This is a genomic window from Psychrobacter sp. FME13 (assembly GCF_014861395.1).
Taxonomy (GTDB): Bacteria; Pseudomonadota; Gammaproteobacteria; order Pseudomonadales; family Moraxellaceae; genus Psychrobacter.
Genome location: NZ_RRYV01000012.1, coordinates 15,722 through 37,577, shown reverse-complemented (window position 1 = coordinate 37,577; position 21,856 = coordinate 15,722). Strand labels below are relative to the sequence as shown.

The window sequence follows — 21,856 nt, the reverse complement described above, 5'->3', positions numbered from 1 at the left end:
ATGTTTAAATGTTCAAGGATGCAAACCGTTAAGCCTCTAAGATTGAAAAAAATATAATGCTCTATGACATATGGCTATATTGCCTAATTAAGCTGTTACAAAACAAGATAGACTTTGTTAATGTTTCTATACAATGTAACAGCCTGTGTTGAAGACTATGAAACCTTGACTATCTTGCCATTTGAGCTCACCGGTAAGTCAGCCAGACAAATCAAACTGTCATTACTAATGCCTGCAATCAAATATTGGTTGGTATCAGGATTATACTCGACCACTTCAATAGGCTGTTGCTGCAATCGTTGATCTTGTCCAATAATCCAAACATTAGCAGTTAATGGCATAAGTGGTTTATATGGTGGCGTTTGTAATTCTGTCAAGTCAACATCGTGCAGGGCACGCTTAGGCACAGTAGTACCTACATCTATTTGACCATAATTAACTCGTCCTGTTGCTTTCATATTAGATGATAACTTATCACTACCTACTTCGTTATCAATCACATCTACATTAACTAAGAGTTTTTTTGGTTGACTGGTTATGGTTAGTTTACTGATTTGTCCAGTAAATTTTTCTGACATATTTTCAACAGTGAAATTGACCGTCTGGCCTACTGAAAGCTGCGGTTCAGCTTGGACTGGTAGGATTGATGTAAAGTATAAATGAGTTTCATCGTTAAACGTTAGCAGCGGCGTTCGAGCCTTTAGCGTTTGATTTACTTTGGCATATAGGTCTTCTACGCGCCCTGAAAAACTAGCATAAACAGTCGTTAAGCCGTACTGATTTTGTGAGCGTTTTGGGCTGTTATTACTATTTATTTGCTTATCATGAGCGTTGATGTCGGCATTATCTACTTCTATCGCTGAGTTCGCTGTTGCCGGGCTTTCTGTATCAACGGGGTTACTCTTTTCGGTTGTGTCACTATTATTTGTCGTAGTCTCTGCACGTGTCACGTTTGCATCGGTACTTTCAGTATTTTTTGGTTTGATATTAGCTGTATCGCTAGTCAACTCGGTATGCTGAATGGGAGTCTCTTGTTCAGAGTTATCTGATTGTGAGGCAGACTCTTCTGATGTATTGGGTAAGTTCGCTGTTTGTGCTTCTGTGTTTAGACGTCGAACAATGAGTAACGGCGTACCTTTTTCTACCCATTGACCTTTAGTAACTAATACTTTTTCTACGTTGATTGGGTATGCTGTGATGAATGTGGTTTGTCTTATAGGTTTGATCTTACCTTGTAAGCCAAGACTGGGCTGGTAACGTGAGGATTTTATGCTTAAAATATGGTCAGGTGTGATGGTTACGCTATCATTGGTGATGACCACTGGCGCATCTACTACTGTACTGTCTTCGTCGGCAGTATTCTCATCAACAGGTAGAGGCGGCTGACAGGCAATAAGCAGCAAAACGCCTGATAAGTAGCTACTGGTTTTCAATATTCTGGAAGCTGTCATAACACTCACCTTAGTAATCATTATTTTATTATATAGTGAATTGTATAGAGGTGAAATGATCATTAAACACTTATCTAGACTTATGAATATATGGCAATTAAAATAAATAAGTATCAAAAATAACAGTAATAGCGTTTCAGATACACTTTTATATTACCAGTCAGTTTGAATATTGATTCGATTATGACTGGAAACGGGCCGATAATTGTGCTAAAAACAACTTTAGTATAGAGAAAGTTTGATACATATTTATTACAATATAAGATTATTCAGCAATATTTTTATCGTTTCTATATAATGTAGAAATATCATGAAGTTGATGATTATTCTGATTTGAACTTTCTATGCTCAGATAGCAATTATCATGGTCAGTAGGGACGTGCTTTTGGTGAAATCAAAACAATCCGGATTTTTAACCGTTAAAGTCAGACAAAACTGTCTGTTCAAAAAGCTAAAAATTAGGAACGATTTTGTAAGCTTATTAATAAAAAAGTGCGTATAGTAACCTATGCTGATAGCATGTTTAATAGGTAAATGTTGACAGATGGTAGGTTCACTGTCATAACACATGGCAACACAAAATTAGCGGCTCGTATCAATCCAATAATAAATGGTATGACACGTTGACGTCTTGTGTTGATAGATAGTATTACGAATAAATAGTCGTTTATAGGACAATGATAATGGAAAATGATTTTGATGGTTTGAAAGTGATGGTAATTGATGACTCAAAAACCATTCGCCGTACTGCGGAAACACTGCTACAAAAAGCTGGTTGCGAAGTAGTGACTGCTATTGACGGCTTTGATGCTTTAGCAAAGATTGTTGATAACAACCCAGATATTATTTTTGTTGATATTATGATGCCACGTTTAGATGGTTATCAGACTTGTGCATTGATAAAAAACAATCCTGACTATGCAAACAAACCAGTAATTATGTTGTCATCTAAAGATGGCTTATTTGATAAAGCGCGTGGTCGTATTGTTGGTTCTGACGAATATTTAACGAAACCATTCAGCAAAGACGAGCTGTTTGAGGCAATCAATCAATACCGTTAGTACAAAAATTGCTAATAATAGCCATGGAATATGTACCTTTGTAAGTGAAAATCTGGATATACGATTTTAGTTGGTATGATTTTTGCAATTTTTTGAGGCTGGGTTGATAGATTTAAAAACCTAATATGAGTGACAATTTACAATAATTGCTCAATATTCAATAACAACTGTTGAGAAATGAATACTACTATTTTTGGTAAATGATTTTACTCGGGTTGTATCAATAATATAACAACATATCCTTTTGGGTATTATTCGAAAATAAAGGAAATTTCTATGACTACTGTTTTGGTCATTGACGACTCACCATCTGAGATGGCGAAGTTTCGCGATATGCTTGCTCGACATAGCTTTCAAATTTTAGAAGCGACAAATGGTGAGCAAGGTTGTCAAATGGCTGCCGATCACCTGCCAGATGTCATCTTGATGGATGTGGTTATGCCAGAAATGAATGGTTTTCAAGCCACGAGAAAAATTACTCGTGGTAAAACCACTGCTCATATCCCTGTGATTATGATCAGTACCAAAAACCAGGAAACAGATAGAGTTTGGGGCAAGCGCCAAGGCGCTAAAGAATATATGAACAAACCGGTTGAAGAGAATAGCTTGGTTGATATCATTCGCAAAGTAACGGAGTAGCTTGTGGCTTCCAGAGGGTTTATTGAGCTTCTGCGTCTAGCAGATTTAGCACGTGCGCGCAAAAGTGGTCGCCGCGGTGGACAAGAGTATGACTGGCAAGGTGTGGTGTTTGAAATTGGTGGACAACGCTTAGTTGCACCAATGGGTCAGATATCAGAAGTATTAGCCATGCCAGAGTATACTAGCTTGCCTTTAGTAAAGCCTTGGATGCTAGGTATCGCCAATATTCGTGGACGGCTACTGCCCATAACAGATTTATCCAAGTTTCTGCAGGTCCCTAGTCGTTTGACGCAAATGAGCCAACGCAAAGTTATTGTCATCGATCATGACAATCTTTTTTCGGGTCTGGTAGTAGATCATGTTATTGGTATTGAGCAGTTTACACATGACCAATACAGGGCAGAGGCAATTGAGCCTAACTCGCCCTTTGCCCCTTATAATCATGGTAAGTTTTTTAAAGATGAGCAAGACTGGTATGTTTTCATGCCAAGTTTACTCGCACAAGACAAGCAGTATACTGATGCTGCAGTATAGTTATTAATAACAGATATCTGGCTGTTAGCGCTATGATGACATAGTAGCGAATGACAGAATACGGTTGGATGTCAACATTCACACAGGCTTTGTTAATCACTGTTGTTTTTATAACAATAAGATTGTCAAAGTCAATCAAGATCAGACTTTGATGATTGTTTGAAAGGAATACGCACGATGAGTGATGTTATAAAAAACCCTGCAGCTGGTACGCTTAATACAGCAGCACTTAGCAAAGATGCTAATAGTGAGTGGAAATTATTATTAGTACTTTTTGCTTCGATAAGTGTGGCTTGTTTGATTTGGTTGGGCAGCTCCTTATCATCAGTGAGTCAATATTTCCCTGATTTTAATCAGTCTGTTGTCTTGCCAGTAGTTGTATTTGTGATAGGTGTATTAGGAATCTTATTTGCGTCGTATCAGCTACTGAAACAGCGCGGTGGATCAGAACGATTACTTATTGAAAAAGAAACGTTGCGTCGTCGTCAAGAAGCAGAAACAGAGTCTGAACGAGCACGTCAAATTCAAGAAGAGAACGAACGTAACCAGATAGCTATTTTGCGCTTACTTGATGAATTAGGCGATTTAGCAGAAGGTGATTTGACCGTTAATGCAACTGTATCAGAAGATTTTACTGGTGCTATTGCTGACTCAGTGAACTTTGCGATTGACCAATTGCGCCAATTGGTACTGGTTATTAACAATACCGCTGACCGTGTTTCGCAGTCTTCAGATCAGACGCAGATGAATGCGGTTGAGCTTGCTGAGGCATCTGAGCATCAGGCACAAGAAATTGCTGGTGTATCAGCCGCTATTAATGAAATGACGATATCAATTGACCAAGTGTCAAATAACGCTTCGGAATCTGCGACAGTTGCTCAGCGTTCAGTTGCTATTGCTTATAACGGCGCAGATGTTGTACAGCGTTCTATTGAAGGTATGAACGTTATTCGTGATCAGATTCAAGAGACATCAAAACGTATCAAACGTCTTGGTGAGTCTTCGCAAGAGATTGGTGATATCGTTAGTTTGATTAATGACATTGCTGACCAGACTAACGTTTTGGCATTAAACGCTGCTATTCAGGCATCGATGGCTGGTGAAGCAGGTCGAGGCTTTGCGGTTGTTGCTGATGAGGTTCAACGTCTTGCTGAACGTTCAGCCAATGCAACCAAACAGATTGAAACATTGGTAAAAACCATTCAGGCAGATACTAATGAAGCAGTTGTGTCAATGGAATCAACGACTTCTGAAGTTGTACGTGGTGCTCGATTAGCTAAAGATGCTGGTGAAGCACTAGAAGAAGTACAGAGCGTTTCTAATACGCTGGCTGACTTGATTCAAAACATCTCAAATGCGGCTTTACAACAAGCTGAGTCTGCAGGCCATATTTCTCACACGATGAATATCATTCAAGATATTACGTCGCAAACTTCATCTGGTACGATGGCAACTGCACGTTCTATTGGTGAGTTGAGTGAAATGGCAGCAGCGCTTCAAGAGTCTGTGACTGGCTTTAAAATATCAGATGATGATGAGTCGTTAGATGGCGAAACATCAGATACAGAATAAACATTATAAGTAGATGTGCAATGATAGGCTCTAGCATTAAGTGAGTGTTAGAGGACTTATCATACTTCATATTCATATGTTAATTAAAATGCTGTGCGAATAGTGATTTTGTAGCAGTAACTATAGCAGGTGACGTGGATAAATTTATTCAAATGGGTGGCAATGTTACTGAGAGTATCAAGCCAACACTAGTTAATGCATCGTCGCAAGACGATAGTCTTGATGTGCAGCAGTGGCAACGATACATAGAGCAAGAGATCGGTTTTGTGCTACCCAATGTTCAGCGGAAATGGTTGATCAATGCGATTGATAATACTGCATTATCCTATGGGTTGACTGCTAAAAAACTATGGAATCAGCTACCAAAAAATAATGAGATGCGTCAACAGCTATTAGATAACGTATTGATTCATGAAAGTCGATTTTTCCGTTATATGCCTTCTATAGAATTTGTCAAAAAATGTGCATTAGACAATCAGCGATTAAGGATTGCATCAGGCGGTAATAGTGGTGTTGTCAATACTTCTGATGAGTTGTTTCGAATTTGGAGTGTTGGTTGTGCAAGTGGTGAAGAAGTATGGTCATTGGCTATGAGTTTAGCTGCACAGCAATTGAAAAATCACGTAATACTAGGTACTGATGTTAGCCAACAAGCTATTATAAATGCAGAACTAGGGTACTATAATAATAGACAAAAGTTATTGATACCTCCTAGTTATCAGCAGTTTGTTCAACCATTGTATGAGAATAGTGTGATTAGAAAGCCGAATGTTTGTGATTCGGCCACAACTAATGAAGCGACAACAAGTCATCAAGCACACTGGCAGATAGCACCAAGTTTGCAACAAAACGTTAGTTTCGCTTTACATAATATTATGGAAAAAACCCCACCTACCTCGCACCTTCAGCAGATCATAATTTGCCAAAATATGTTGATCTATTTTCGCAAGTTTGATCAGCGTGACATTTTAGCGAGGCTATCAGAGCAGTGCGTGTTAGGTGGGTACATTATATTGGCTCCAGGTGAGGCGCTATTTTGGCGTCCTTCAAATATGCGCCGTATTGCGCACCCACAGGTTAATGTGTGGCAGAAAATCAATGCCTAAATTAGTGCTTAGACGAGTTAGGATAACCCTATGAAAAACCAGCCCAATGACATAGTGACGCTTGAGTGGTTGTTACCACTGTTTAATCAGCAGTTATCACAGGTATTTAATGGCTGGCAGTTAGATAACGGCAACACTGATAGTGAGCAGATGGTGCAGTCTTATCATCAGGTTAGCGGTGCGCTGACTATGATTCGTCTTCCTTTGTTAGCCGATCTTGCCAATAAGTTGAGTTCACTGGTAGAAGCAAGTGATCATGATGGTATTTCTGTCAGCAACCGCCGTATCGGTCAGTTTGCGCATAGATTGCTACAGTGTGAGCTGAATCAATACTTGCGTACCAGTAGCTACAATACGATGTTAATTAATAACGCTGCTAATGATCTTGATCAAGCATTGTCAGCGCTAGGGGTCGTCATAGAGCCATCGGTAAGCCTTGTGGGTAGACATCAGCATGAGGGTTCAAATAATAATGCCGTCGATGATAATGTTATCGATAGTATAGACGTAATGGTTCCAGTCAGTAACATTACTACACCTTTGGCTCATCATCATTATCAACAGTTATTATTGGTTTGGCGACAGCAAGTACGAGAGCTGTTGGTGGCCAATACGAACCAATCTTCTGTATTAACAGTACTAGGATGCGTTAGCCAGTATTTATGGCAAACTGCTCAAGACGAAGACGTACAACGACTTTGGTATTTAACCGACTTGTGGTTAAACGATCTTGCTGATAACGATACCCCGTTACCTGAGCATTATGCACCAGTGCTAAGTCAGTTGGAACAAGTGATAGAGTCTCGTGTTGAGCAAGCTGAACTGTCAGTAACCGCTATCAGAAATCTAATTATTAGAGTCTACTTTGAATTAAGTAGTCTTGCACAAAGTAACGAAACCACTCAGTCTATACTAAATAACTTATTGCAAAATACAGGTACAGCACCACGTTTTTTACCGCGAATACTTAGTGAACTGGAAATGCTTATCTTTAACTTGGATAAGCCAGACACACTGCTAAACCACTTACAAAAAATTCAACGTCAGCTTGAGCGTCGAGGTTGGATATATTATGTGGGACAAGTGGAGTCAATTCTTACTAATATCGAGGATGTACTCTCATCAGAGAATGGCTTTACACAAGGCAAGTGGCAAATTGAGCGGCAGCTGCAAGAGTTATATAACGCCATTTATAATACTGAACAGACAATATCTCTTAAGATAGGAGATGCAGCTTCCTTTGTCACATTGCCTGACACGCTTAATAATACTGATACACCGTCTGACAGTTATCAGGTTACGAGCACTGCTAATAGTGATTTGCGTGAGCTGCGTACTGCAGTAGAAGACGTCAAGCAAAGCTTCAATGATTATGTACAGCGTCAAGACAGCCATTTATTGCCTACTGCTACCCATTTTTCTAGTATTGGTGACGCTTTTTCTGATATGGGTGTGCCAGAGGTACGTGAAACCATTAACACGCTGTCTAATATATTTACACAATTGGTGGATCATGAGATTGAGGCGCTTAGTTGGGATGTAACACAGGCAGTGGCTGAAGGGTTGACCTCTATTGAGTTGTTACTTGATTACCTTGCGCAGCAAGTCTTTGATCAAAAGCTACTCACTCAGGCAAATGAATATACAGCCAAAGCGACGCAGCTGCTTAATGATTATATTGCAGCACCAGATACGGTCAATGATACTTTTCTTACTCAAAAACCAGCGGCAACCAATGTACTGCGTTACGATGATAGTGGTGAAATTGCCCCTGCTAGTGAACAGAATATTCAAGATGAAGCTGTGACTGACTCTAATGAAGATGATGAGATGACGCAACAGCTAGAGGACACGGCAGTTGATAACATAGAGAGTGAGGCGTTAGCAGCAGTAAGAGAGCAAGTTAAGCCTGATGAGTTTGAGATGGATGCAGATATCAGGGATATCTTTATTGAGGAGGCGGGAGAGGTAATCACTGATCTGGAGGACTTCCTACCCATTTGGGAGCAAGATGCGCAAGATCTTACACCACTTACCGAAGTGCGTAGAGGTTTCCATACCTTAAAAGGTTCAGGCCGTATGGTTGGCGCCTTCAGTATCAGTGAGATGGCGTGGTCAATCGAAAACCTGCTTAATCGTTTGTTAGATAAGACATTACCTGTAACCGATAATGTCGTCAGCCTAGTAATGGAAACGGCAAAAATTTTACCAGTATTGGTCACAGATTTTGAAGCGGAACAAGTACCAAGCTTTGATCCTGCTATTATTATGCTAAAAAGCCATAACTTAATGACGCAGCAACCAATTAATAGCGGGTTAGGTCTACCTGAACCTGAGTCAGTCGATTCTGCATCAGAAAGTAGCTTAAAAGAAGAAGCAAGCGTAACAGTTCATGATACTGAGTTAGTAACTGATAATGACACGACTGATGAATCTCAAAAAATAAATGATGACAGTGACAGTAGAGATATGAGCGCATCACTGTCTGATATCGAGATTCCATCGGTACTCGTACCATTTATGCAGACCCCAGAACAGTTGGCTGCTGATGCTAATGATGCAGATCCAGATATTAAAGAGATATTTATAGAAGAGGCCAATGAAGTATTGGTTGAAATCTTACCTTTATATGAAAACTGGTGCCTGTCAATAACTGATTTAAGTGGATTGGCAGATATCCGCCGCGGTTTTCATACCTTAAAAGGTTCGGGCCGTATGGTAGGTGCTAACTACACTGCTGAGTTGGCTTGGGCGATAGAAAACATGCTTAATCGCATCTTGGATAATAGTATCGCTGCCTCAGTAGATATGAGAAAGCTGGTTGGAGATGTATTAGCAGCCTATCCTTCGATGTTGCTAGTATTCGAAAATAATCGTCAAGATTACCCTAGTATGTTACCGCTCTGGATTGCCTGTGCAAATGCTTATAGTAAACAGCATGGTGATGACTTCAGTTACTCTGATTTATATCATAATGACACATTGTCAAATACATCTGCTGCCAAAACCACGCAGGAATCATTGTTACCGTCTGATTTAGAAGAGGACAACCTTAACCAAAATAATGGCGAAGAAAGGATAGATGCTACGCTGGAAACAATCAATTCTGTGAATGAAATGATTGCAGAGGCTTCTATTGTTTTGGCACCTCAAAGCGATGAAGAAAAAGTATTTTGTGAGATATTTATCGATGAAGCAGAGGGGTTATTGCAAAAAGTTGACCAATTCGTCGATGAACATCAAGGTGAATCTCATGTTGAAGTAACGGATGATATTGTCCGTGCTTTTCATACTTTAAGAGGTTCTTCTGGCTCTAGAGCTCTTGCTGCCATTAGTGAAGTGAGTGCGACTATAGAGCACAGTTTAGAGTTATTACAACAGCAAGATAAGGCTATGAACGCTCAGCACTTAGAGGCCTTAGCCAAGTCATCTACACTGATTTATAGTTATCTAAATAGCTATAAGAAAAATGTTCAATCGAAACATATCTTAGCAGAAGATATACCAAACCAACAAGATCAAGAGATAGCATCATTGCAAGCGATGCTTGATGAGCAAGATATCGCTTCTGATACTAAAGTCCTATCTGATAATAAACCAACGATAGCGAAGCTCTTAGATAATAATATTGATGAATTATTGGATGCTCAATGGGAACTGGATGATGCGCTTAATCAAGCTGAAATAGCTGATATTGAGGGATATATAGAGCAGCAACTATCACAAATAAAATATTTAGCTAAGAAAGCGCAAGAATTTCCAAAATTCACTTCCATTCTCAATGCGTTAGGTAACGCTTATGGTTACTTAAATGACAATCCTGAAAAAGCAAGAGATGCAGATAACCAAGCAATCTTGCATACTGGTCATGCTCAGTTAGTTGGCTTATTCGATGCATTGGCAGGTAGTACATCATTAAAAATCGATCAACAGGTTCTTGCTGACTTGCAGAGTATTTGTCAAGCAGATAACAGTCGTGAAGTTGAAGATGATTTTGTGGTTCGAGCCATCTCAGCACCCGAGTTGCAACTTGAGTCTATTGATACTGATGCGGAACTCTTAGAGATCTTTTTAGAAGAGGCGCAGGAGCTTGATGCTGCATTAGACGAAAGTTTCAATAAATGGCGTTCGGATATTAGTAATGTTAACGCACTGAAAGTGTTGCAACGTCATTTGCATACTATCAAAGGCGGCGCACGGATGGCAGGTATCCGTAGTATTGGTGATCTGACCCACGAAGCTGAAAGTGTCTATGAAGCCTTTGTAGAAAACAGACGAATACCAACCACTCAGTGGCTCGATATTATGCAGATAGTGCAAGACACAATGTCATTGCAAGTGATGCATATTGTGAGTTATAAAAAATCTTTTTTTGCCTCAGAACTCATTGAGCAGTTACAACAGCTTTTAAAAGCACAAAGCCTGCCAGAAGCGGTAGAGCTGACCGTCCCTGTACCCAAAAATCATTTTGAACCTGAGGTACAAAACACTGTTGACCAAAATACGAACAACAGTAGCGATGAAGTATTAGATGGCTTAAGCCTGGATCGCATGATTAAGCAGTCATGGGCTAATGGTTTACCAGACCCTGATATATTAGCGGTATTCTTAGAAGAAGCAGAAGAGCTTACTAATCGTAATAAGTATCTACAACTATTCTTAGAAAACACAGGAAATAAAACAGCACTACAAGCATTACAGCGTGACCTGCATACCATCAAAGGTGGTGCGCGAATGGTTTCTGCTACTGGTATCGCAGATCTGGCGCATGAGATGGAATCGGTTTATAAAGACTTTGTTGATAACCGCCGTCCGACTACTAAAAAAGTATTAGAGTTACTGGTTGCCAGTCATGATTGGTTAGCTGATGCAGTTTCTGTGCTTAGACAACAAGTCAATCCGCCAACGCCGGCATTACTAATTGAAGCATTGCAGCAATTTAGTAAAAACCCTGACAGCTTAAAGCAAGTACCTAAAGAATCTCTAAAAGCACAACGTGAAACACTCTTGATTGCTAGAGAGAAGCAGGATTCACAATATCTGGCAGAAGATATCAGTGAAATACCATCTATGCTTATCAATACGAATGAAGAAGATCGGAGTGTTGGTAATAGCGAGATGATTCGTATTTCAGGGGGCTTAGTTGAGCATATGATCAACTTGTCTGGTGAGTCCGCCATTAACCGTGCTCGTATCGATATGGGCATGAGTAGTTTGACTAACAGCCTCGAAGAGATGGGTACGACAGTACAGCGACTGGCTGATCAGTTACGCCGAATGGAAATTGAGCTTGAAGCGCAAATCTTGTCTCAAATAGATGACGAACTTATTCAGAATGAAGGTTTTGACCCTCTAGAAATGGATCAATACTCCTCTTTGAACCAGCTATCAAAATCTTTGACAGAGTCAGCATCGGATTTGATCGATATTAATCAAACACTATTAGAAAAGACTCGTGATAGTGAAAGTCTTTTATTGCAACTATCACGCACGCAAACTGAGTTGCAAGATGGTCTGATGCACTCACGTATGGTACCGTTTACGCGTTTGACTCCGCGCCTTGAACGTATCGTACGCCAGACTGCTAATGAATTGAACAAGTCTGTTGAGTTAACGATTATCAACGCTGAAGACGAGATGGATAGAACCATTCTAGAGCGTATGACATCTCCACTTGAGCATATGCTTCGTAATGCTGTCGATCATGGTATCGAAAATACTTCAACACGTCTAAAAGCAGGTAAAGAACGTAGTGGACATATTACTCTCGAAATCAATCGCGAGGGTAGTGAGATTGTCATTCAGTTATCAGATGATGGTCGAGGAATTGATGTAGAAGCTGTTCGTGCCAAAGCGATCTCTCAAGGCCTTATTGATGCAGATGATAGAAGTCTCACAGACCTTGATATTATGCAATATATCTTTAATGCAGGATTGACGACCAGCAAACAAGTGACACAGATTTCTGGACGCGGCGTAGGCATGGACGTGGTGATCAGTGAGATTCGTCAATTAGGCGGCTCAGTATCAGTGGTCTCGGAGCTAGGTAAAGGGTCACGCTTTACTGTGCGCTTACCTTTGACTGTCGCCGTATCTGATGCTTTGGTCGTTCGTGCTGCAGATCGTTACTATGCGATACCGTTGGTTCAGATTGAGCGTGTGGTTCGTATTAATCCAGAAAAGCTATACGATTATTATCAGTCAGGTGATGCAACGTTGACGTTTGAAGATGTTGATTATCGGGTGCGTTATTTAAATGAGATCCTGTCAGGTAATAAGCTAAATGAGTTAGTTGTTAGCACCAATACAAGCTTACCGCTCATCATCATTAAAAACCGTACCGGACAAAATATTGCCCTACAAGTTGATCAAATTGCAGGATCACGTATTGAAGTGGTTGTAAAACCTTTGGGACAACAGTTATCGCACCTACTAGGTATTTCTGCAGCGACCATCATGGGTGATGGCTCTGTGATGCCGATCTTAGATCTGATTGCATTGATGCGTAATGCACAGATGGTCAAAAACATACCGCAAACTAAGGATGTGAAACAAAATAGCCTAGAGTCTAAGCCTACTGTCTTAGTGGTTGATGACTCGGTTACTGTACGTAAAGTGACATCACGCTTCTTAGAACGTCAAGGATTCAACGTGGCAGTTGCGAAAGATGGTGTTGATGCTATTGAAATATTACAAGACATGATACCCGACGTGATGTTGCTAGATATTGAGATGCCACGTATGGATGGTTTCGAGGTCGCCACCCAAGTTAGATACAATAAGCGCTTACAGCATATCCCAATTATCATGATTACATCACGTACTGGTGAAAAGCATCGTCAGCGTGCACTAGAGATTGGAGTGAATGATTACATGGGTAAGCCTTTCCAAGAACAAGCGCTGCTTAGTAAGATCCAACAGATACTGGGTCAAAAGGTCAGTCTAACTCATGAAGGATAATATAGGTGTTTTAGCACTGAAGGATAAAGACAAAGCTGATATCAAGGTGATGGTCGTTGCAGAAGAGCATCATCAGCGTATGGCCTTTTCTGATACTGTCCGTAGTTGTGGCTTTACCCTTGTTGGCTGTATGTCACGGGAGCAGTTGCAAGAAAAACCTGTGCTCTCGGATTTAGTTATTGATATATGGCTAATAGATAGTGACTTTGATGAAAGTATTGTGACTGCAACCACTGTTTCTAAACCAGCAACCGTATTGGTAGGTTTTAGTCAGGCACCATATCTTAATGAAGCCACACAATATGCTAAATGGCAGCGTAAGCTAAAGCGTAAGCTTGCGCATATGCTTGAATTACCAGTGCTGATAGATACGCCTGTTCACAAACCCAATAAGATTGATACAGACTGGGATTATGTGGTGTTTTTAGGTGCTTCTATGGGTGGTCCTAGCGCGATCAAAGAGTTTTTGGATAATTTATCAGTCAAGCTGCCTGTTTGTATCTTATTGGCGCATCATTTTAACAGAACCATGATTGATACCTTACCACGCATACTCAACCGTCATAATGATTGGCATTGTCAGGTCATTACATCGTCGCAACGGCTACGAGCAGGTAAGTGTCTTATTGCGCCTATTGATAAGCAAATTGTGTGTGACTCGACAGGCCGAGTTATTCTTTTAGAACAAGCTTGGGAAGGCGAGTATAAGCCCGCGATTGGTCAGATTCTCAAAAATACCAGCGATGTTTATGGTAGTGAGCTTATTAATATTATATTTTCAGGTATGGGTAATGATGGCTCTCAATATTTGGACCTCATTCAAGATAATAATAGTCAATTGTGGGCGCAGGATCCTAGTGTAAGTGCCTGTCCGAGTCAGCCTCAGGCTACCATTGATTCAGGATATTGTAGTTTTATTGGTAGTCCAACGGCTTTAGCACAGAAACTGACAGATTATATTGGTGAAAAGGCAAATGCAGCCTCTTCACATTAACTTATTGTGAGTGATGTATGAAACAAATTTTGAAACATTCGTTTGAAGCAGTTAGTTTGTTGACCACGACCAACGGCACGTTGGATGTTACTATTATTCCGGCATTTGACCAGCCTGACTGGGTAATTCCAAGCAGCTTAGTTTTGAGTGTGGATGATTATAACGAACGCACTTCAACTTATACTTGGCAGCAGCAGGAAGTGGCTGTATTTTCTTTACTGGCACAAGATATGACAGCAGAGAAAATGATTGTTTTAGAAGGTAATACTACAGAACATCGCTTAGCGTTACAAACAGCAGGTGAGTTACGCCAATTACAAGTTCGTATTTCAGAGGTCAAAGACATTGAGATGCCCGAACAATTTAAGGACACAAATATTGATGAAGCAGCGATAGCCTTTAATGAAAATGTTGTGCTATCCTACCTTTTTCAAACTGTTATGATAGGTGATACCGCTTATTTGGTACCAGATTTGGATAAGATTGCGCATCAGTTAGTAGATCTATAGCCTAATTTTTATATAAATATTTATTATTAAGTAAATGATTCAATCATCTTAATGGTCTTTAGTCGCTAAATAAGTAGATGTCTTTTATATATTTTTAATGGTAAATAACCAGCGATGAAGGTAACAAGGTAGAGTATGAGCAATACGAATTCAAACGTATCAAAATGGTCAGTAAGTAGCCGTATTTTTCACTGGATCAGTGCACTTTTATTATTGATCACCTGGGCAATGATGTTTTTGAACAATAATTTTGATAACAGCCTTTATATTGGATTGCATAAATCTTTTGGTGTGAGTTTATTATTCTGGATGATAGCGCGGGTAATTAACCGTGTCGTTACTAAAGCGCCACCCTCTATATCGATGCCTAAATGGCAATTATTATTGTCTCATTTATCTCATTTTGGATTATATGCCTTGTTGATAGCAATGCCAATGGTCGGTCTATTGATGTCTGTCTATGGTGGCCGACCTGTTGATGTTTTTGGTTTGTTTCAAATCCCTGTGTTTGTCACACCTGATAGAAGTTTGGCAAGATTCTATAATAATCTACATACGGATGTTATTTGGCAAGCCATTCTGGCATTCACGTTTGTTCATATCAGTGCAGCCTTGTATCATCAGTTTGTCAAAAAAGACAATTTAATGGCACGTATGAAATAGTGTACTTTCAAAAATTTATTCTTGTAAAATATCATGATATATCCTAAAAAAAGCCCTAAGTATAATTACTTAGGGCTTTTTTAGGATAATTTATAATAATTTAAGTCAATTACTACGACTTTATTTTTTATGCTCAGGCAAACTGATATTCATCTCTAGCACATCCAAACTGTCTTCAGAGCGATGATTGATATTAACATCATCAATCTGTACACCGTTGACATATTTATTAACGACTTCTAAAATTTCACGTTTCATTTTTTCGATACGATCAACAGTTAAGCGGTTGTTTAGGCGATTTTCGCTAGCAACAATTACTTTAAGACGTTCAGTGGCTAAATTAGCGCTACCTTTACTACTACTGTCGTCAGTGCCGAATAGGCTACTCCAGAATCCTTTTTTCTTACTCATTATTAACCCCCAAACCAGCGCTGTAATAAACTCTTTTTCTTCACGTCAAGATGACGTAGTGGACGTTCTTCACCTAAGAATCGGGCGACAATGTCATCATAACATTGACCGGCAACAGAGTCGGTATAGTGAATAACTGGCTCACCATGGTTAGAAGCTTCAAGTACTGCATGGCTTTCAGGGATAACTCCCAGTAAAGGCACTTTTAGGATGTCGTTAGAAATCGTATCGATATCCATCATCTCATTAGCGGCTGCACGCTCAGGATTATAACGAGTGATAACCAAATGCTCACGTACAGAGCCTTGATTCTCTTTAACTTTTTTAGTTTGGCTTTGTAAAATACCAATAATACGATCCGAGTCACGCACTGAAGAAATTTCAGGGTTAGTGACGATAATCGCTTCATCAGCATGATACATCGCTAACTGCGCACCACGTTCGATACCAGCAGGTGAGTCACAGATAATATAGTCAAACTGCTTAGACAGCTCATCCATAACTTCTGTTACACCTTCATCTGTTAAGGCATCTTTATCACGTGTTTGGCTAGCAGGTAATATGTATAGGTTTTCAAGCTGTTTGTCTTTAACCAGTGCTTGCGACAAGCGCGCGTTACCGTTAATAACATCAACAAAATCGTAAACAATTCGATTTTCACAACCCATGATCAAGTCTAGATTACGTAGACCTACATCAAAATCGATAACGACTGTTTTATAGCCACGCAATGCTAAACCAGCAGCAAAAGAGGCGCTTGTTGTGGTTTTGCCCACACCACCTTTACCTGAAGTGATTACAACTATCTTCGCCACAATGGCACACTCCTATGAATCAATGGGATATCTTTTGTAAAAGAGCACAATTGTATATTATTCATAATATTATATATATGTACTCCCTGCGAAGCTAGCCTAGCATAAATAAACAAAAATTTATAGCGAGTCTGTATTAAAGCAAGCAAACAACTTCTATATAAGCTATAAGGCTTTGCTACCTAAAATTTGTTAGTCAATACTGTCTATGATGAATAATAAAATAAATGCTCATGAAAAGTATAAATATTGTCATAAACAATGATTCATCATAGAACAGTTTTGTTAAATAAACTTGCTATGTTATTTAAAGTTTTTCGGCTTATGCTTCATTTATCACGGTAAATACCAATCCTTCGCCTTCTACAAATCTGACCTGTACAGCCTTGTCCACAACATGCGGAGGTAAATTGTCTCGTAGGCAATAGGTCCCTGCAACCGATACTAATGAAGGGTTGAAAACCTGGCAAAAAATCCGTGCATCTTTATCACCGGTAGCACCTGCAACCAAGCGACCTTGAGCGCGACCATAAACATGCAGACTGTTATCAGTGATTGCTTCAGCACCACTGTTGACGCTATTGGTCAAAATCAGATCGCCACCAACGTGGTTGAGGCTTTGTCCTGAACGTAGCATTTGATCATAAATCATACTGCTCATCTGCTCGTCACTTACTAGAGACTCTGTTGAGACTTCAGATATCGTTGTCTCAGTAGGTGACTCGTTGATTATAGTGGTTTGGTCGTCAGTAGTAGCGTTTGTATCGCTATCTTCTGAGACTTTGCTATTTTGCGTAACGGATTTTTTAGTGGATACGATACGCTCAATGCGTTTGCCGTCGGCTGGAAATATTGCCAAGTGCAGATCACGTGCCTGTGAGTCCATTGTGCTGGTTACCACACCGATGGGTTGAAGACCATACGACCATAACAACGCTACCAATGCTGATAAATCTTGCTCTATCTCGCTATCAATGAGAATAGGTATGTTGCTAGATTTATTACTAAAAGTCTCATTCAGCTGTGCTTCAATCGTGCTGAGATCATTTGTATTGAACTGTAAACGTGAAAAAGTTAGCATTTTTCCATAAAAAGCTAATGCTGGTGCGGCATTCGAGGTTTGGTCATCGTTATCTGAAACTGTCATATATACATCCTCAAGAAGTAATTCTGTCGCTGTGTTCACGGTGCTATTTTTATTATCTGTGTTAATTTTTTCGTTTGATAACCGTTTTTCTCATTTGCGTCTTCATTTTTTGAATGAAGACAAGCCTTGAAAGTAACCATTATAAGTTGAGCATATCTTGATGTTTCCATTGCTGTACTTTTACCTGCGCTTCCAACTCAGTCAAACTGTCATCAATGATACTAGAAATCAAGGTATCTAGCGCTGTATTATCAGTATTTATTTGTGCAACACCACGAGCAATTTCTACCATTAATGAATCTAGAATCTTAGGATCAAGGAGCCGTTCGTTTAAGGCATAAACAACGTTTTCACCTATATTATGTCCTACATGTTGCAACTGTGACTCAATCAGACCACCGGCAATGGGGATCATACGTAAGTAACGACGTAGTTCAGGTGTATTAGCCAAACCTTCTTCAATAGCGTTACCCACTTCATTGGCTAATATATTACCACCGCCTGAATCGGTCGTTAACGCCTGTAGTTTTGGTACCAGCTCGGTACGTAGTACAGACAATAATGCCGCTTCAATCTCATCGCGATTTCGTGCAACTGTAGATTCGATAAATGATTTGTGAGTATCTGAATTGGTCAATTCCTGCCGGAAGTTCTGGATGGTTGTCAAGATGACACGGTCAGAGAGCTCTTCTAGCAATAGATCAATATAGAACTTAATCCGATCGATCCAAGACTGTGGTAGTACTTGGTAGCCTAATTGGTATAAACGACGTCCGATGACCACTGCTCGAAACAAACGTAACGCACGTAATTGCGGAAAACAACCCAATACTTCATACCAATGTACAAAAGGAAAAAAGAACCATCGGTAATAGGTTTGTTGTGTGATGGCAATCATCCAACGCACAAATAACTCAGCGATTAAGAATATGGTAAAAAAACCACCGGCAGTACGTAATGGAACATGCACAGTATTTTGATACCAGCTTAATGACTCACCAATCGTCAGCCATTCGGCGGCATGAGTACTAAAGTTACTCATCAATATTGCATCAACACTAATCAACAACAGGTCGATACTAATGATGATAATCATCAAAATATCATAAGTAAGTTTTAATCGACTTGGTTGTGGGTGGTGGGGTTGCGGTGATTGATTGTTCGAGAGGTGATGTGATTGATTAGATATTGGTGCTGAGTCGAGCTGCGGGTTAGTAGTTGTCATAGAGGCGGGCACAGTCAAACCTTATAAATAATAAATGGTATAAAAAATAAGCAGTGGGTATAGGGCGTGTTCTTATTTGGAAGATAATGATGAAACTGGGATAAACTGTAGTTAAACAATAAACTATAGTCAAACGAACAGAATAGCACAAATAATATCGAGGTATGATCAAGCTGTTTGACGCAGTTTGGTAAAATTCACCCTATTTAAAGCTCAATGGTCAGCTTGAAGGCATGCCGCAGTATAGCGCTATTAACATCGTCAATGTTCAACAGACTTTAATCTGTCTTAAATAACGTGGCAGTTTTTTGACTTTGTTTTTTTAATTATTTTAGGCTTGAGAGTTGGTTTCAAAATCAGCCAACATCTCGGTAATCCGTTGGTCTTTGTTGTACCATATTTGCTCAACCCAATCAAACATTTGCTTCTTTACAGCTTCATCGTTTTCGTAGCCACCGTTTTGAATTCCGACAAACAACGAGTCAGGTATCTCGATATATCTGACATCAACCCCCAAGCGCTTGATATTACCTTTCCACAGATCAGTATACGTTGGTACACCATCAGGATAGACAATAGTCATATCTAATATACCATCGATATCTGCACCTAAGGCATTTATGGCGAGCGATAAACCACCTGCTCGTGGTTTTAATAAATGAGTATAAGGTGATTGCTGCTGAGCATGTTTAGCCTTGGTAAAACGGGTACCTTCTAAGTAATTTAACAAAGTAAAAGGTTTGTCTTTTAACAGCTCACAAGCACGTTTTGCTTCTTCAATATCTTTACCCTTTAATGAAGGGGTCTTGGCCACGGCTTCTTTTGAATGGCGACGCATCATTGGAAAGTCTAAAAAATAAAAGGCTTGCCCCACAATTGGAATGTAAATTAACTCAAATTTGGTAAAAAATCGCGTTAATGGCAAGCGCTTTTCACTAATATACTGCACGATGCTAGTATCGACCCAAGATTGATGATTACTGACGAGTAAGTATTTACCATCGGTATGCACCTCGTCAGGCAAATTGATACGCCAGTCTTTGCGTGGTAGCATATTATCAATTAAAGCATTATTACTGCTAATCCAATGAGTGGCAATTTTAATCACGGTTTTATCTGCAATAGGGGCGCCCGTGATAATTTTCCCCATGCCCATCAACCATAGAGGAATACTGCCGCCAAAACTATTGGCCGCAATGACGCCTGTGGCTGTCGCTAGCGAGATAGCTTTTCCTAATTTAGGCGTGCTTTGATGTATTTTTTTAATAGTAGAGGTCAGGCGCATACTAAATCCTTTTTGATCTATCTTACGAGTCTATAAGTTATCCATTGCTGATACTGCTTTTATCAAAAGGCTTTCAAAGAGGTTTATGCTTTTAGACGGCTAGAGAAAAACCTGAAACTACCGTTAAAGACGATTATTTAGTCGATAAGGTAATTTGTATAGTCATTCCACTATAAAAACATTACTGCGTTGACCTCGCTTGCCTCGTACTACTTTTAAATTGAATCGACTGTATTGCTTAGCGCTGATAAATAGCGTGACGTAATTTTAGCAGAAATCAATTAGAGTGTAAGAGTGTAAACGTGACTTACGATAGCAACTTATGATGGGTCATAACAAATGAGAAGGGCGTAAATACCTAAAAATTCATCCGCACTTCTCATACACAGTTGTGACAAAATATTACATATAGTTAGATTGTAATTGCCATAATAATGGAGAGCACCTGTAAAAAGTAGTCCCTAACTAATAGAAAATATTTAAAAAAAGCACGGCTTGTTCACAATTATTTAAACTTTTATCTAAAATTCAGAGGAAATATTATGCGTAATAAATTAATGATTGCAGCAGTAGCATCAGGTTTAGTCCTTAGTGGTTGTACCACTACCGCAGATGGTCAACAACGTCTGAATAAGACTGCAATTGGTGGTTTAGCGGGTGCACTTGGTGGTGCTGCTATCTCTAAAGCGACTGGCGGTGAAGAGACTGGCCGTGATGCCGCTATTGGTGCTGCGCTAGGTGCTGGTGTTGGCTACTATATGGAGCGTCAAGCTAAGCAGCTTGAGCAGCAAATGGCCGGTACAGGTGTGACTGTTGAGCAAGATCCCACAACAGGTAATATTGATTTAGTTATGCCAGGTAGCATCACTTTCTCTTTTGACAATGCAACGCTAAATTCATCTTTCAAGCCAACACTTGATAAGCTGGCTAGCACCATGAATCAATATAACCAAAATACTATTACTATCGCAGGTCACACTGATAGCCAAGGTTCAGATTCTTATAACATGGGTCTATCACGTGATCGAGCTTACTCAGTAGCAAACTATCTAACCGCTCAGGGTGTGGCTTCTAACCGTATTAATGTTGTAGCGTACGGAGAGTCACGTCCAGTAGCTGACAACAGTACAGATTATGGCCGTCAGCAAAACCGTCGTGTTGAGCTAACGGTTAATGCGCCACAGAGTGTAAACTAACTCACTACATAACGATAGTTATGTGATGGCTAGATGTATCAAATGCCAATATAAGAAAGATCAGCGTTCAGCTGGTCTTTTTTTATGTCTTTCATTTGATGATTTGGTTTAACGTGTTTTATATGCCTAAAGCATGGTTGATATGAAGTTGTTGATAATCGTTATTTGTTTAAAACGTATTTCTAAGGCACTGCCTTATTGTTCTATCATTAAGTATATTATTATTTAAAATTAAATATTGATAATGATTATCAATTATATTATAATTTGTAAAGTTTTCTTAACGTT

General features: G+C 39.6%; 15 protein-coding genes and 1 pseudogene. 10 read left to right on the top strand and 6 right to left on the bottom strand.

Annotation, left to right across the window (positions count from 1 at the left end; translation table 11 throughout):
- Positions 1 to 155: 155 nt before the first annotated feature.
- Positions 156 to 1,451 (bottom strand): efflux RND transporter periplasmic adaptor subunit, encoded by a 1,296-nt coding sequence (locus EI164_RS03140; RefSeq protein ID WP_192518549.1) that lies wholly within the window; start codon positions 1,449 to 1,451, stop codon positions 156 to 158.
- Positions 1,452 to 2,134: 683 nt separating this feature from the next.
- Between EI164_RS03140 and pilG the strand changes: the two genes are divergently transcribed.
- The 9 genes and pseudogenes from pilG to EI164_RS03095 all read left to right on the top strand — a co-directional run bounded on the left by pilG (position 2,135) and on the right by EI164_RS03095 (position 15,489).
- A complete protein-coding gene (gene pilG, locus EI164_RS03135) occupies positions 2,135 to 2,512 on the top strand; it encodes a twitching motility response regulator PilG (RefSeq protein ID WP_192518548.1) in 378 nt (125 codons plus the stop codon).
- A gap of 276 nt (positions 2,513 to 2,788) precedes the next feature.
- A complete protein-coding gene (locus EI164_RS03130; protein ID WP_192518547.1) occupies positions 2,789 to 3,151 on the top strand; it encodes a response regulator in 363 nt (120 codons plus the stop codon).
- Between the two features lie 3 nt (positions 3,152 to 3,154).
- Positions 3,155 to 3,685: a chemotaxis protein CheW gene (locus tag EI164_RS03125; protein WP_192518546.1), complete on the top strand. Its 531-nt coding sequence runs from the start codon at positions 3,155 to 3,157 to the stop codon at positions 3,683 to 3,685.
- A gap of 519 nt (positions 3,686 to 4,204) precedes the next feature.
- Positions 4,205 to 5,257: pseudogene (locus EI164_RS03120) on the top strand (methyl-accepting chemotaxis protein); the annotation flags it as partial.
- Positions 5,258 to 5,391: 134 nt separating this feature from the next.
- The gene (locus EI164_RS03115) at positions 5,392 to 6,363 is read left to right on the top strand and encodes a CheR family methyltransferase (protein WP_318779512.1); all 972 of its coding nucleotides are present in this window, start codon (positions 5,392 to 5,394) and stop codon (positions 6,361 to 6,363) included.
- A gap of 30 nt (positions 6,364 to 6,393) precedes the next feature.
- Positions 6,394 to 13,323 (top strand): Hpt domain-containing protein, encoded by a 6,930-nt coding sequence (locus tag EI164_RS03110; protein WP_192518544.1) that lies wholly within the window; start codon positions 6,394 to 6,396, stop codon positions 13,321 to 13,323.
- Entirely contained in the window at positions 13,313 to 14,317 is a 1,005-nt protein-coding gene (locus tag EI164_RS03105) for a chemotaxis protein CheB (protein WP_192518543.1), read from the top strand. The genes EI164_RS03110 and EI164_RS03105 overlap by 11 nt, the downstream gene beginning before the upstream one ends.
- Positions 14,318 to 14,334: 17 nt before the next feature.
- Positions 14,335 to 14,826: a hypothetical protein gene (locus EI164_RS03100; RefSeq protein WP_192518542.1), complete on the top strand. Its 492-nt coding sequence runs from the start codon at positions 14,335 to 14,337 to the stop codon at positions 14,824 to 14,826.
- Positions 14,827 to 14,961: 135 nt separating this feature from the next.
- On the top strand, positions 14,962 to 15,489 hold the full coding sequence (locus EI164_RS03095; protein ID WP_192518541.1) for a cytochrome b: 528 nt from the start codon (positions 14,962 to 14,964) through the stop codon (positions 15,487 to 15,489).
- 120 nt (positions 15,490 to 15,609) lie between these two features.
- Here EI164_RS03095 and minE read toward each other — a convergent pair whose 3' ends face one another.
- The 5 genes from minE to EI164_RS03070 all read right to left on the bottom strand — a co-directional run bounded on the left by minE (position 15,610) and on the right by EI164_RS03070 (position 20,372).
- Entirely contained in the window at positions 15,610 to 15,900 is a 291-nt protein-coding gene (gene minE, locus EI164_RS03090) for a cell division topological specificity factor MinE (protein WP_192518540.1), read from the bottom strand.
- A 2-nt stretch (positions 15,901 to 15,902) separates the two neighbouring features.
- Entirely contained in the window at positions 15,903 to 16,715 is an 813-nt protein-coding gene (minD, locus tag EI164_RS03085; RefSeq protein ID WP_192518539.1) for a septum site-determining protein MinD, read from the bottom strand.
- 322 nt (positions 16,716 to 17,037) lie between these two features.
- Entirely contained in the window at positions 17,038 to 17,862 is an 825-nt protein-coding gene (gene minC / locus EI164_RS03080; protein ID WP_192518538.1) for a septum site-determining protein MinC, read from the bottom strand.
- 139 nt (positions 17,863 to 18,001) lie between these two features.
- Positions 18,002 to 19,087 (bottom strand): hypothetical protein, encoded by a 1,086-nt coding sequence (locus EI164_RS03075; protein ID WP_225739083.1) that lies wholly within the window; start codon positions 19,085 to 19,087, stop codon positions 18,002 to 18,004.
- 331 nt (positions 19,088 to 19,418) lie between these two features.
- A complete protein-coding gene (locus tag EI164_RS03070) occupies positions 19,419 to 20,372 on the bottom strand; it encodes an acyltransferase (protein ID WP_192518536.1) in 954 nt (317 codons plus the stop codon).
- A 542-nt stretch (positions 20,373 to 20,914) separates the two neighbouring features.
- Between EI164_RS03070 and EI164_RS03065 the strand changes: the two genes are divergently transcribed.
- The gene (locus EI164_RS03065; protein ID WP_192518535.1) at positions 20,915 to 21,568 is read left to right on the top strand and encodes an OmpA family protein; all 654 of its coding nucleotides are present in this window, start codon (positions 20,915 to 20,917) and stop codon (positions 21,566 to 21,568) included.
- Positions 21,569 to 21,856: the final 288 nt, after the last annotated feature.